Genomic DNA, 13,957 nt, shown 5'->3' with positions numbered 1-13,957 from the left:
CTATCTCAACACCCCTTCCATGACGGCACGCAGCCGGGGCTGGAGATGCCGCTTCAGGAGAGCGGCGATCGCTTCGTCGGTCAGATCGATGGACACGTCCCGGTCCGTCAGCTTCACCTTGATGCCGTCGAAACCCGGCGCGGTGGAGAAGGTGACGCCGTCGCGCAGAACGTTTCCGGCAAGCGCGATGACAAAATGGGTCAGGGTGCCTGGCTCGACCGCTTCCGGCGACTGTTTCAGCTCGTCGAAGGAGACGATCCTCTCCGGCAGAAGGATTTCCATCGGCTCGGTGTCGCTGACGGATGCTTCCTCCCTGGCTTTGGCTGCCATGGCCAGAATAAGCTTGCGCAGGAAGGCTTCATCGGCAAGCGTCGTTGCCACCAGCCGACCCGCCTCCTGCTGGATCCGGTCGCCAAGCTCATTGCGCAGACTGAGAACCAGATCCCGGGACGCGACCTTCAGGCCGTCCTCCGTGGCCGCCTTCTCCCGTGCGGCCTCGGCGCGCGCTTCCGCCAGCAGTTTTTCCGCCCTGGCCTGCGCAGCAGAGACGATTTCCTCCGCCTTTGCCTTCGCCCGGGCAAGAATCTCCTCGCCCTCGGACTGACCGGCGGCCACCCCTTCGGCCTTGAGGCGTTCGATCAGCGCCTGAACGCCGGCACCGGCAGCATTTTCCAGGTTCTCCACCGCGTCGCGTTTGGACATTTCCGCCTCCTATGCCGGGATCGAGCCCGCCAGAACCAATGCGAACACCAGCGCGAACACCGAGAAGCCTTCCAGCACCGCGGCCGGCGCCATCGAGATCCCGAAGATCTCGGGTTTGGCCTTGGACGCGTTGATGGAGGAGGCCAGCACCTCGCCCTGGCGAAGCCCGGTCATCAGCATCGTGACACCGGAAAGAACCCCGATCCCGAACAGCGCCGCCCCGTTCGCCGCGTCGATAGCGGGCCGCTGCAGGGAGAACATGATGACGATGCCGTAGATCACCTGCGAGGACGGCATCAGGGAAACACCCACGAAACGGCCATAGCCGCCGTCGCTGTCCAGCATGGCGCCAATCGCGGCGCTGCCGGCAAGCGTACATCCCAGGGTGCTGCCGATCGCTCCCAGAGCGACAGGCGCGTAAAGCCCGAACCAGCCGAGAACCACAATGAATTCATTCACAGACGTGTCTCCTCTTTCCTGAAGGGACGGAAGGGGGTGCCTTCGTCTTTCAGACCCCAGTTGAAAAACTCGATGACGTTCAGCCGCAATCCATGCACGCAGCCGGCAATCAGTCCGAGTGCAATGTTGATCGCGTGCCCGACGGCCAGAACCAGAAGGGCGATCAGCAGGCCGACTCCGGGAACCGCATCGTTCAGATGTGCCGACAGGGAATTGATCGTCTCCCCGAGGGAGACCGCCGCCAGACCCAGCGCGAAAAGGCGCATGTAGCTGAGGACATCGGCAAACATGTTGACGAAACGGGCGAGAGACGTGAGCCCGTCGAACAGGCGCAGGAAACCCGCCTTCAGGGAGTTCACCTTGCGGTCGCTGCCGAAGCACCCCACGATCAGAAGCCCCGCGACCACAACGGCCGGGCCGGCCGTCTCCAGCCGCGTGTCCTGCCCCAGGAAGGTGGCCAGCCCGCCGAGCGCCACCAGACACCAGCCGAGCGGCTGAATCCGGCCGCTCAGGGTTGTCTCGTGCCAGGCCCGCATGAGATTGGCCAGGACCACATGGAGAACGCCGATGGCGAGGGTGATTTTCATCATCGCATCGACATTCTTCAAAGGCAGCACATCAAGGCGGGCGAGAACGCTTCCCGCGGGCGGCCCTACGCCGAAATAGCTGCCCGTCAGCACGCCGAAGACCGTGGTGGATACCGCCAGCCAGACGGACAGTCTCAACATTCGCCGGCCGAGGGCGGAGCCGGCGAAACGTCCGCGGAACAGGAACAGCAGCAGGAGCAGAAGCAGACCGTATCCGGCGTCGGTCATGATCATTCCGAAGAAGACGATGAACGAGACAAAGACGATGGGAGACGGATCCCAGTCGCGGTAGCCGGGCGTCTGGTAGAATTCGACCAGGTTCTCGCCGGCGGCGACGGACGGATCGTTTTCCAGAAGCGTCGGCGGCGTGTCCTTTTCCGTGACGTCCTCGATGAGGGCCGCCACGCCGAGCCGGTCGGCAAGATCCCGGATTTCCGCGACGCGGTCGCGCCGTGCCCAGGCCTGAAGCACGAACACACGGTCGGCGTCTGCGGTTTCCAGCGCCGCGCGCCGGCGGGCGGCGTGGTCCCGGGCCGCGGCCAAGTTCCGCGCCAGCACATAGCGCCATTTCGTCAGGACCTGCCGCTCGAGCTGAAGTTCCTCGAGCCTGATGGCCGCTTCCTCATGCGTGCGTTTCAGGACAGACAGGGTTTCGGAGCCCACATGCACCCGTGGCACCGGCATGGCGCTGACCGGCGGCTCTTCCGGCGCCAGAAGCACGACGTAGGCGCGGTAGCGGTCGCGATGGACGACCTCCAGAACCTTGTCCGACGGATCGATCCTGCCGAGCTTTTCCAGAGGAACCACATAGAACCACAGACGATTGTGGCCGATCTCCGCCAGATCGGTAAAGCTGAACTCCCCCCAGGGTTCGACATCCTGGATACGCCGTTCGAGCCTGGCGACAAGGTCCTCACAGTCCTTCATGGCGCTGCGGTTCTTCAGGGTCTGCTCGACAACGCCATCAAGATCGAAATGCTCCGGATCGGTGACCGGGCGCAGCTGAGAAGGGCAGGCCATCAGCCACCGCAGGGCTTCGACCGCCTCCCGCCCGCCGCCGGGCGGAACAACCTCCAGCTCCTTTTGCGCCGACGCGAGCGGAATGAGATGCAGTGCGCCGAATTTCTGGGCGGCTTCCAGAACCCTTTCCTTGTCGTCCAGAATGCCGATCAGACTGACCTTGACGAGGGGCACGATGCTCATAGCTCGGCCGTCCTTGCATCGGCCGCGCGCGCGGCTGTCTTGCGTTTGGAAATCTTCGCGCGCACCACCGCATCGCGTTCCGCATCGGCAAGGGCCATGCGGATTTTCCGGATATTGCGCGCTGCGCGCGGAATGAGCACCTTTTCAAACAGGTTGACCCGCCGCGAGATCACGGCTTCCGCCTCCAGCAAGCGGCTCACCCGTTCCCTGGCCACCTCGAGCTCAAGATTGAGCCGCAGCAACTCGCCGATCCCCTTCACGTAGGGATCGACCCAATGCGGGCGGGCCAGCATGGAATAGGATGCGGTTTCGAGCTCGACGTCTTCCAGGGTCGGCAGGATGGTTCCGGAAAGGTTCTGCCGGCCCCGGACCACCTTCCTGACCCGGACGAGCCCCTGGAGCGGCACAAGCTTGTTGGCGAGCATCGGCAGGGCCCCGGCGAGGTCGTCGAAGCGCTGCCGGTAGTCCTCCTCCAGCCGCTTCACCTTTTCCCGGGCCCTGGCGCGTTCGGAAACGATCTGCAGGCGCTTGAGTTCAAGGGACGGCAGAAAGCGGTTGTATTCCGCCAGCTGCGCGCTTTCCCTGGCCAGGGACGCCTTGTTGAGCGCAAGCCTCGCCATCAGGCCATCTCCCCGTCCGCCGTTTTCACCGGCGACGCGATGTCGGGAAGGTACTTGTCGATCAGCTCCTGCTTCATCAGCAGCTGATCGGGTTCGAAACATTCGGCCAGCGTCTGCCAGCACAGGTCCAGCGCTTCCTCCAGCGGCTTCGACACCTCGATGTCCATGAAGCGTTCCCGGAACAGGTTTCCGAACTTGAGCAGCTGGCGGTCATACGCCGAAAGCTCGAAGGCCATCGACTGTTTCTGTTCCGCATCCCGGGCGCCGGAATAAAACCGGATCATGGTGTTCATGATCTGGTTGTGATCCTCGCGGGTCACCTTGCCGATGACATGCTGCTTGAGGCGGGAGAGCGAACCGAACGGGTCGATGACACCGCTGTGCAGATAGAACTGACCTTCTGTGATGTAGCCGGTATTGTCGGGCACGGGATGAGTGACATCATTGCCGGGCATGGTCGTGACCGTCAGGATCGTCACGGACCCTGCCCCCTTGAAGTCACAGGCCTTTTCATATCGGCGGGCCAGCTGGGAATAGAGGTCGCCCGGATAGCCGCGGTTTGCCGGAACCCGCTCCATGGCGATGGAGACCTCCTTCAGCGCGTCGGCGAAGGCGGTCATGTCCGTCAGCAGAACCAGAACCCGCTTGCCTTCCTCGACCGCGAATTTCTCGGCGACCGCCAGCGCCATGTCCGGCACCTGCAGGCGTTCCACCACCGGGTCGGAGGCCTGGTTGATGAACATCACCGTGCGCGGAAAGACACCAGCATCCTCGAACTGTTTGCGGAAAAAGGCATAGTCGTCGAAGATCAGCCCAAGCCCCCCGAAAACAACGATATCGGCATCCGCCTGAATGCCGATGCGCGCCAGGAAGGGGTTGTAGGGCTCGCCGGAAACGGAAAAGATCGGGATCTTCTGGCTTTCCACCAGGCAGTTGAAGATGTCGATCATCGGCACGTCCGTGCGGATCATGCGTGAGGCGAGAACGCGCTTCATCGGATTGGCGGAGGGACCGCCGATCGGAACGGAGGGATCGCTCGACAGATCCGGTCCCCGGTCGATGGGATGACCGGCGCCGTCGAACACCCTGCCGAGAATGTTGCCGGAATAGGTAACCTTGGCCGGCTCGCCCAGAAACCGGACAGAGGCGTTGTTCGCCAAGCCCTTGGTGCCGGAATTCACCTGGAGGGATACCATTTCGCGGTCGATATTGATGACCTGCGCAAGAGAGGTCGTGCCGTTGCCCGCATCCACCAGCGCCAGATCGCCCAGGCAGGGCCGCCCTTCCGATCCGGGAGCGGAGGAAGACACCGCAATGCGGATGATATCGCCAACGATGTCGATAATTCGACTATGGGAAACCAGCATCGTTGCCCCCTGGGAATTGACCTCTTGAGTGCATGGAAAACCGGCGTTCGGGCACCTGAAACACCTCTGTTCGAAACGCTAGCCTGGGGTGTGAACCTGTAACGCGTGCGACACTCCACCCGATCAGGCGCTCCCGATCAGGCAAACCGTCACTGCCGCTCAGCCGGCAGCAGGTTAGCCGCAATGTCTTGCCGCGCGAATGACCTGCATCAATGCCGGAATCGTCGAAGACCACCGAAAGCAACATCGCGATGTAATCCTTGCGGGTTACAGGCACGCTCACCCGCTCCGGTCGGGTTGCGCCTTCATCGCAGGCGCAGACATGGCTTGAGAGGCAGACATACTACCCTTGCGGAAGGTTACGGCACCCGAATAACATCGTCACCTCAAATCAGATTGATTTTCCAATCCCGGGTGCGAAAACCACCCACTCGGTACTCATGGTCCGCATACCTGTTCGGAACTCAGCCAGATTTTATTCACATATTTCTCCGAAGGCTGCAGGACTATTGCCCCCTGCCATCCGGCAACAAGATTTTTATCCATTTCCATCCGAGAAATACTTAATTTTACCAATGAATTTTCCAGTCTACATCGCGACATCAGATCGCTCTCGTGCTATTCACGCATGCGCTCCAGCGCACGGATAGGTTTAAGGGTAGTTGCGCCGCATATTTATGCTTCACATTTATCTCAAAATGTTATTTTCTCGACTTAATCATTGACTTTCCCGGTAGTATATCCGCCACGATTCGCTGTTTTGACATGGGACGTGAATCAGCCGGATTAGGAGGACATGTTGACGGACCACGTGACCCACAATTCTCTCGATCTCACGGCTCCGCCACAATCGTCAGGAAAAGCCAGGTCGACGCAAGACAGCCGCGCGGCCGCCGGCAGGCCCCCGAAGGTCAAGGTGCCGATACGCAGCGATATCGGCACCATCCTGCTCCACTGGACGCTTTTCATTGCCATCCTTGTCAGCCTTCTGACCGGCCTCCGGCTGTCATCCGACGCGGAAGGTGCCTGGTTCTCCAAACTGTTCGAGCCGATCCTGCCCCAGGGCGAGATCTGGACCTGGCACTTCGTCTCCGCCGTCTTCGTGCTGGCGGTCATCTTCGCCTATGCCGCCTATATGTCGCTGGCGCGTCTGAAGCGACGGATCTCCTCGAAGAAGATCGTCGTGCTGACCCTGCCCGCGAGCAACAAGCTGCGCATCGCGGCGCTCAACGTCATCGCCTACTGGATCCTGTTCGCCGCCGTCATCGTCCTGTCGGCCACCGGCGTCCTGCTTTACCTGGGGCACGGCGACATCTGGGTCACCGTCCATTACATCGCCGCCCTGGTGGTGCTGACCTATATCGGCACGCATGTGATCCTGCATTACTGCTATGGCGGCGTGGAGCAGCTTCTGCGGCTGTTCCGTCCGCAAGCCTTGCGCCGGTTCCCGGGCATGGCGCGGCGCCCCCTCGCGGTCTCCGCCGCCCTGGGAGCGATCGTCATCGCACTCGCCCTGACGCTGGACTTCGGCACGAGGCCCGATCTCATCGTGGCCAGGGCAGACACATTGCCGACGCTTGACGGTATTCTCGACGATGCGCCCTGGCAGGCAGCAACTCCCGTATTCGTCCGGACCCAGCAGGGCTCGAACCTCGGCGGAACCGGCGAATCCACCGTCGAGCTGCGGGCCGTGCAGGTCGGAGACAAGATCGCTTTTGCTTTCCGGTGGGAGGATCCCACCCGTTCCCTGAAGCGGCACCCGCTCATCAAGACCGAAGACGGCTGGCGCATGCTGAACAACCGTGCGGATATCTCGGATGAAACGGCCTTTTACGAAGACAAGTTCTCGGTGGCCTTTTCGACCAGCGACGTGTTTGGCGGCGGCGGCGCGACCCATATGGGCCCGAGACCCCTGGGCGACAAACCGGCCCCCTTTCACGGGCGGGGACTGCACTATACCACCGACGGCAGCCTGATCGACGTGTGGCAGTGGAAAGCCACCCGGGGCGGGATGCTGGGCAAGGTCGACGACATGTGGTTCGGCACACCGATCGAGCCGACCGAAGCGCAGGCGGCCGGAAAGGCGCGCTACAGCGCCGGGTATACTTCGGACGACGGCAAGGCCTTCTATGTCTACAACTACATCGGCGACCCGGACACCCACTATCACGGCACCGTCGGCGTGAACCGTCTTCCCAGGGACCACGCCAGAACCACGGCCCTCATGGGGACAATCGACCTGTCGCCGGACGCCAGCGAGGACCAGGGGGCACAATGGTGGATGCTGGAGAACGAAAGCGTTCCCTATTCGGAAGAGAAGGATGCGGAAATTCCCGTCGGCACCGTCATCCCCGGCGTCCTGATCCAGGGCGAGTATTCGGGCAACCGGGCCGATCTGGAGGGCGCTTCGCAATGGCGGGACGGCTATTGGACCCTTGAAGTGATCCGCGATATGGATACGGGTCACGAGAAGGATCTGGCCATGAGAGACGGACTTTACATGTGGTTGTCGGTCTTCGATCACAACCAGACCCGCCACACACGGCATTCGCGTCCGGTGCGGTTGACCTTCAACTGAGCCGGATCTGCCACGCTTCACACGGACACGCCCAACATGTCAAAGAGCACATGCACCGTCACGATCAACGGGAAGAAGATCAAGGCCAATGTCGGAGACACCCTGATCGACGCGGGCCTCGGCGGACGTCTCGTCATCCCCCACGATTGCTGCTCGGGACAGTGCGAGACCTGCCGGGTGCGGGTGCTGAGCGGCGAGATCGATGACCTGGGAACGCGGGAAAAGGACACCGTTCTGGGCTGCATCTCGCTGCTCACGGGCGATGCGGAGATTTCCTATGATCCGGTACCACTGGTGAAAACGACAAGGGGCGTGGTGGAATCCATCCGCGAAGTCAGGAAAGACTACCTGGAAGTGCGCATCCGCGTGGCCCGGCCGGTCACCTGGCTTGCGGGCCAGTATCTGCGCGCCACATTCGCGGGCTACCCGCCCCGCGACTACAGCCCGACGACACCGCTCAACCTGGACGCGGAAAAGGACGTCATCGTCTTTCATATCAAGGTCTATCCGGGCAGTATCGTCTCCTCCAAACTGGGCACGGACATCCGGAAGGGACACAGCGTCAAGCTTCACGGGCCATTCGGCAACGCCTTCCTGCGCAGGCAGCCGGATCCCATCGTCCTGACCTCGACCGGCACCGGCTTTGCGCCGATCTGGTCGATTGCGGTTGCCGCAAGCATGGGTCAGCCGGGCCGGGAAATCCGGATCATCGCCGGGGCGCGGACACGGGACGGTCTTTACATGCGCGACGCGGTGCGCTGGCTGCGCAACCGCGGCATCGCCATTTCCCTGACCGCAAGCGACGGCGACGACGAGGCCGTCCTGACGGCCCGGCCGCATGAACTTGTCGGGGATCTGACGGCGAACCATGTGATCTATTCGGCCGGCGCCCCATCCCATGTGGAAGCCATGCGGGAGCTGGCCCGCGATGCCGGAGCCACCTTCTACGCCGATCCGTTTTACGTGGCCGAGGAAGACAAGGGCGTGCTGGCGCTTGCCAGTGCCCTGTTGCGCAAGGCAGCCACGCCGTTCACATCCGCAACGACGGGTTAGAACACGCAGCGCTGACTTCGGGAAACGGCCGTATGCATTTGCAATGCAGATGCTGCCCGGGACCTTTTCCCGGCCCGCTGCAAACGCAACACGCTGCCCGGGCGCTTAATTCATGTGTCCTGGCCTATTGGGCCGCCGTCGACATTTCCCGGTCAACCGAACGGATCAGCTCCCGGACGTCGGCCACGGGCATGGGGCGCCCGAGATAATAGCCCTGCGCCTCGGAGCAGCCGATATCCACCAGCATGTTCAGCAGTTCCTCGGTCTCGACGCCCTCGGCGGTGGTCGACATGTCCAGATCCCTGGCCAGCCCGATAATCGCCTTCACAATGGAAATGGAGTCGTCCGAGTAGGCCATGGACCGGACGAAGGACTGATCGATCTTGATCTTGTTGAACGGGAACCGGCGGAGATAGCTGAGCGAGGAATATCCCGTTCCGAAATCATCCATCGAGACCTTGACCCCCAGGGACTTGGCCTGATGCAGGGCGTTCAGGACGTCGTCGGAATCGGTAAGGAGAACCCCTTCCGTCACTTCCAGTTCCAGACGGTCCGCCCGAAGTCCCGACTTCATGAGGGCTTCGATCAGCACGGGACCGAATGCGTGGCCGCGCAGCTGGCGCGGCGACAGATTCACGGCCACCCGCAAATGCTGCGGCCAGTCCGCGGCGATACGGCAGGCCTCCTGCAGAACCCACTCCCCGAGCGGGTTGATCAGGCCGGTGTCCTCCGCAAGCGGGATAAAGTCCGCCGGCGACACGAGCCCGCGACCGGGATGGTTCCAGCGCACCAGGGCCTCGAACCCTGAAATCGTATCGCTCTTGAGGCAATATTGCGGCTGGAAATAGAGCTCGAGTTCGCCGTTTCCAACCGCGTTGCGAAGATCGGTGATCAGTTCACGGCGGTCCTTGACCGCCGTGCCCATATCCGCCTCGAAGAAGCGGTAGGTGTTGCGTCCGTCTTCCTTGGCCCTGTAGAGGGCGAGGTCGGCCTGTTTGAACAGTTCGTCCCCCGCCGTACCGTCTCCCGTGGCCAGCGCGATGCCGATGCTTACCCCGATGACGATCTCATGATCGGCGATCTGAAACGGCCGCGACAGCTCCCAGATGATCGTCTGGGCAAGTTCGGCGGTCTCCTGTTCCCCGGAGGGCAGTCCGGTCAGGATCGCGAATTCGTCGCCGCCGAGACGGACGACGATTTCCCTGTCGCTGACCAGCGTCTTCAGCCGCGCGGCCACCTGGCGCAGCAGTTCGTCGCCGATGGGGTGGCCGAGGGAATCGTTGATGGTCTTGAATTCATCCAGATCGAGGCAAAGGATCGCGAATTCCCCTCCCTCGACCTGCTGCCGCTTGAGAAGCGCCTGTTTCTGGTCGCGGAACTCTATCCTGTTCGGCAGTTGGGTCAGGATGTCGTGACGGGCCAGATAGGCCAACCGGTCGCGGGCCTCCTGGCGCTCGGTAATGTCTTCCGAGATGGCCACCCAGCCGCCGTCGGACAGCGGCTGGCGGGTGGTCAGCACGATCCGTCCGGACCGGATCCTGACCATCTCCGTGCTCTGCGTTTCCGAGAACGCCCGGGGCTGCGTGGAAGACATGCCCAGGGAACCGGGAACGTCCGGCTCGAGCCTCTCTGCTATCTGGAGAGCCGCCAGTTCGGCCGCCGTCATGCCGGGCCGGATGCTGTCCGGCTCCAGTTCGAAGAGTTCCGCATAGCGTTCGTTGGAGACGATCAGCTTTCCGGTCGCGTCGAACATGCACAGACCGTGAGACATGTTGCTGAGAGCGGCATCGAACAGGATGTTCTGCTCCCGCAACCGGGCTTCCTGCGATTTCAGGATGAGGTTCTTCTCGTTGACCCTGACCCGCAGCGCATCACGCTCCTTGACGGAACGCTGCAGGGAGACGACGGAGCGGGCGATATCGCCGACTTCGTCGCTGCGTTCGGTGCCGACCACCTTGTTTTCGAAATCGCCCTCGGCGATCCCGGACAGGACCCGGGTGATATTCGTCAGCGGCCGGGTCACGCGCCGGGCCAGGAGAAAGGCGACGGTCGCGAAGGCGACGAGGGTCAGCAGTCCGAACAGAAACAGCCACCGGAGCAGCTTGGCCTCTTCCTCGCTCCCGATCCGGATGAGTTCGTTCTGGGTTGCCGTAAGGGCTTCGATCGGCATCAGCGCACAGATCGTCAACGGCAGGACCGGCACGCCGCATTTTACGATCCGCCGGCCGTTGAGCGTTATGCCGGGCGAAGACGACGGGCTGCTGATATCGGATTCGTTGCCGGTGAAATTGGCCCTGGAGATAATCCGTTCATCATAGATTACCGCCAGTTCGAAGGCGTTGATTTCGGCCAATGCAGCAAGAAGCTTCTCTTCCTTCCGCAGCCAGCGCTGCGCCATCAAACCGCCGATCACATATCCGAAGTCGTCGAAGACGGGCACGAAAATGACTTGCGAAACGGCGTTGACCTTATCGTTCTCGACGAACACCTGCGTATCGGAGCTGGGCAGGATTCTGGAAATGGTGCGTTTTTCGCCGGGAAAGCTCTGTTTCAGCGACTGCACGATGCCGGGATAAAAGCTGAAGTCCTGGATCTTCGATCCCAGCTGCACGAGATCCGCCTTGTAGGACGACGCACCGATGACCCGGGCCTCTTCGTCCAGAACGACGATTCCATCAACATCCGCCAGCTCGGCGGCCGGTCCGAGCAGTTCGGACATGGCGACGACGTTCCGGGAGCCGACAGCCTTCGCGGTGTCCATGCGCTCGGCGATCGAATTCAACCGGCGGACCCGGTCCTGAAACAGAAACTCCAGGCGTGTTCCGGCGAGCTTCACATCCGCCGTGAGTTTTTCCTGCAGCCGGGACTGGGACAGTTGCTGAAGCTCGCTTTCCTGGCGAGCCATGCCGGTCTCGAGCTGATAGGCTACCAGCCCGATCAATCCGACAAACGCGCATAGCGCCGTGAAGACAGCGCCATAGGTGTAGTGCCAAAGGAGAGACGAGTGACGGATCATGTTCATTCGGGCGCTATTTCGGAACGGGAATGCCGCCAAAGCCCCGGACCAGATCGCGCGCCTGATCGGACCTGACGTACTCGATGAAGGCCTTCATCTGCGAGTCCATCGTGCCGTCCTTGTAGATGAGAGCCAGCGTCACCGCGCTCGGGTAGCCGTCTTCTGCCGGGTGATGTCCATCGATTTCAAGCACGTTGAGCCCATCTTCGAGAGGAAGGGCGTAGGGAGCGAAGGCAATGGCTCCTTCGACCTTGCGGGCACTTGCAATCGCTTCCTGCGTTGTCAGGGCCGTCTTGGAACGTGGTGAAAATTTCAGGTCTTTCCAGCCGGGCATGGTCGCACGCAGAACCTGTAGCGTGCTGTCGGCGTCTTCCCGCCGGACGAGACGCACCCGCAGATCCGCTCCTCCCAGTTCTGACCAATTCGTAATTTCACCACTATAAACTTTTACAAGATCTTCACTTGTCAGCCTTGTAATGCCGGTCGACGGATGGGTAATCACCGCACTCGGAATTCTGGCGAACGGGAGATATATCAGACCATATTCGACTTCGCTGTCCTTCAGGGGCCGGGCGACCCGGCCAAGTCGCTCGGCGCCGGAACTGACCGCGGCGATGCCGCCTCCGGATCCGATGCTCGGCGGGATGGACAAGTCGATATCGGGATGGGCGTCCGTAAAGCCCCTGCCGATCTCCTTGAGCATTTCCAGGCCATCACCGGTCCCGACAACCGTCAGTTCGGTGTCCGCCATGACGGCAGGTGCCATCTGCAGGAATGCGCCAAGAGAGAATATCAGGGCGAAGGTCGAAACTTTCATCTTTACCACCTAATCCGGTCATGCCCCGACAAACTAGTATATTCAAGTTAATCCGCCCTTAATTTAACGCTTAAATTTAATCTTAAAGCCAATTTTGCAGGAATACGTGAAATACAACCATGCCTTTTTTCCGGTTGTATCCTCTCCTCCCCGGATTGTTATTTACTTAACGGCAATAATGGCCAATATTTTTAACCTCATATGACATCTTGCAGACCATCTTATTCTTTAATTCTTGTGAAAAATAGCTAAATAGACCCGCAGATATCCGCTGTTTGTTGCAAATATTCCCGGGCGCATGAGCAGGTAATGTCGCGCTGAAGACAGTGGCTGAGCTACGGCAACATCCCGAACCCCGGAATACTTTCGATGCAACATGCTGATTTTATTGTTTTTTAGCTTTCCGGAGCCTTGGGGTGTGAGCGGTATTCGGACACGTGGCCGGCGCGCCCGCGGAGCCTCGGCAGCACAGCTTCCCGAAACGATGGCGCCGGCTTCAGTGGCCGGGTTTCGCCGCGCTTGCCCGGACAACCAGCTCGACATCGAGCATGACCGGTGCCGGCATCATGCAGGATCCGTCATTTTCGCGATCGATGCGCTCCAGCAGCAGCGTGGCCGCCTGGGCGCCCAGCGCCCGCCGATCCTGGCGGATGGTGGTCAACGCGGGGACGTAATATTCGGAAAGCTCGATATCGTCGAACCCGACGACGGACATGTCCTCCGGCACCCTGATCCCGTTCGCGGCCAGCGTGGAGATCAGACCGAAGGCCACCTGATCCGATGCGCAAAAGACAGCCGTCGGCCTTTCCTCCATCGCCAGGATCCTTTCCACGGCATGACGGCCGGAGTTCAGGGAGAAGTCGCCGCGAATGATCCACTCCTCGCGGAAAGGCAATCCGAGGCGCGCGCGTTCGGCAAGCATGCCTTCACGCCTGGCGTGGGTCAGCACGTTGTCCTCGGGACCCGTGACATGGGCAATCTTCCGGTGTCCCAGCTCATGGAGATGCCGCACGGCAAGCCGGGCGCCGCGAATGTTGTCGCTCCTGACCGAGGGAAGTTCGGAACCATGGACCCATTCGCAAGCAAAGACGATCTGCCCGGAAACGCCGTTATCCTCAAATTGCTTTAATTCGTGGGGCGAAATCGATCCGTCCAGACAGATCATCCCGTCGATCTGCGAGTCGAGAAAATAGTCGACCAGCAGCTTTCCCGTATTCGCATGATCCTTGGTGTCGACAATCAGAACGGAATAGTCCCGCTCGCCGATCGCTTCGCTGATGCCCGCCAGGATCTGCGAGAAAAACGGATTGCCGAGATTGGGGACAAGTACAAGCAGCGTGCGGGCCTGGCGGGTACGCAGGTTCCGCGCTGCCCTGTTCACACGATATCCGGTGGAGCGGATGGCCGCGAAAACGCTCTCGCGTGTCGCCTCCGTCAGGAGCTCCGGATTGCTCAGAGCACGACTGACCGTTGCAGTGGACACACCCGCCCGTCTGGCAACATCCAGAATTCTTGCGCTTTTTTGTACCAAACCCGTCTCCGGCGCTTCTTGTTT

10 protein-coding genes are annotated in these 13,957 nt (G+C 61.2%); 2 read left to right on the top strand and 8 right to left on the bottom strand.

From position 1 onward, the window contains the following. From DCO57_RS07975 to DCO57_RS07955, 5 genes are read right to left on the bottom strand one after another with little or no spacing between them, the layout of a single operon-like run. Complete coding sequence (locus DCO57_RS07975) at positions 1-702, bottom strand: hypothetical protein (protein ID WP_116698352.1); 702 nt, start codon at positions 700-702, stop codon at positions 1-3. 9 nt (positions 703-711) lie between these two features. After that, complete coding sequence (locus DCO57_RS07970) at positions 712-1,161, bottom strand: ATP synthase subunit C (RefSeq protein WP_116698351.1); 450 nt, start codon at positions 1,159-1,161, stop codon at positions 712-714. Continuing rightward, positions 1,158-2,951, bottom strand: a complete 1,794-nt coding sequence (locus tag DCO57_RS07965; protein WP_116698350.1) for a V-type ATPase 116kDa subunit family protein — start codon at positions 2,949-2,951, stop codon at positions 1,158-1,160. The genes DCO57_RS07970 and DCO57_RS07965 overlap by 4 nt, the downstream gene beginning before the upstream one ends. After that, positions 2,948-3,571 (bottom strand): V-type ATP synthase subunit D, encoded by a 624-nt coding sequence (locus tag DCO57_RS07960; protein ID WP_116698349.1) that lies wholly within the window; start codon positions 3,569-3,571, stop codon positions 2,948-2,950. Before DCO57_RS07960 ends, DCO57_RS07965 begins: the two co-directional genes overlap by 4 nt. Next, positions 3,571-4,938: a V-type ATP synthase subunit B gene (locus tag DCO57_RS07955; protein WP_116698348.1), complete on the bottom strand. Its 1,368-nt coding sequence runs from the start codon at positions 4,936-4,938 to the stop codon at positions 3,571-3,573. The genes DCO57_RS07960 and DCO57_RS07955 overlap by 1 nt, the downstream gene beginning before the upstream one ends. 796 nt (positions 4,939-5,734) lie before the next feature. Between DCO57_RS07955 and DCO57_RS07950 the strand changes: the two genes are divergently transcribed. Both DCO57_RS07950 and DCO57_RS07945 read left to right on the top strand, forming a co-directional pair. Next, on the top strand, positions 5,735-7,516 hold the full coding sequence (locus DCO57_RS07950; RefSeq protein WP_116698347.1) for an ethylbenzene dehydrogenase-related protein: 1,782 nt from the start codon (positions 5,735-5,737) through the stop codon (positions 7,514-7,516). Between the two features lie 36 nt (positions 7,517-7,552). Continuing rightward, a complete protein-coding gene (locus tag DCO57_RS07945) occupies positions 7,553-8,569 on the top strand; it encodes a 2Fe-2S iron-sulfur cluster-binding protein (RefSeq protein WP_116698346.1) in 1,017 nt (338 codons plus the stop codon). A gap of 124 nt (positions 8,570-8,693) precedes the next feature. Here the strand turns inward: DCO57_RS07945 and DCO57_RS07940 are convergent, their stop codons facing one another. From DCO57_RS07940 to DCO57_RS07930, 3 genes are all read right to left on the bottom strand, one after another. After that, positions 8,694-11,591, bottom strand: a complete 2,898-nt coding sequence (locus tag DCO57_RS07940; protein ID WP_208977851.1) for an EAL domain-containing protein — start codon at positions 11,589-11,591, stop codon at positions 8,694-8,696. Positions 11,592-11,598: 7 nt separating this feature from the next. After that, complete coding sequence (locus DCO57_RS07935) at positions 11,599-12,402, bottom strand: substrate-binding domain-containing protein (RefSeq protein ID WP_116698463.1); 804 nt, start codon at positions 12,400-12,402, stop codon at positions 11,599-11,601. Between the two features lie 496 nt (positions 12,403-12,898). Then, positions 12,899-13,933 carry a LacI family DNA-binding transcriptional regulator gene (locus DCO57_RS07930; protein ID WP_116698345.1) on the bottom strand — a complete coding sequence of 345 codons (1,035 nt, stop codon included), beginning with the start codon at positions 13,931-13,933 and terminating at the stop codon, positions 12,899-12,901. Positions 13,934-13,957: the final 24 nt, after the last annotated feature.

Source organism: Labrenzia sp. 011, from assembly GCF_003075075.1.
Taxonomy (GTDB): domain Bacteria; phylum Pseudomonadota; class Alphaproteobacteria; order Rhizobiales; family Stappiaceae; genus Roseibium.
Note: the sequence above shows the minus strand (reverse complement) of the source record. Positions and strands in the feature narration are given on the sequence as shown.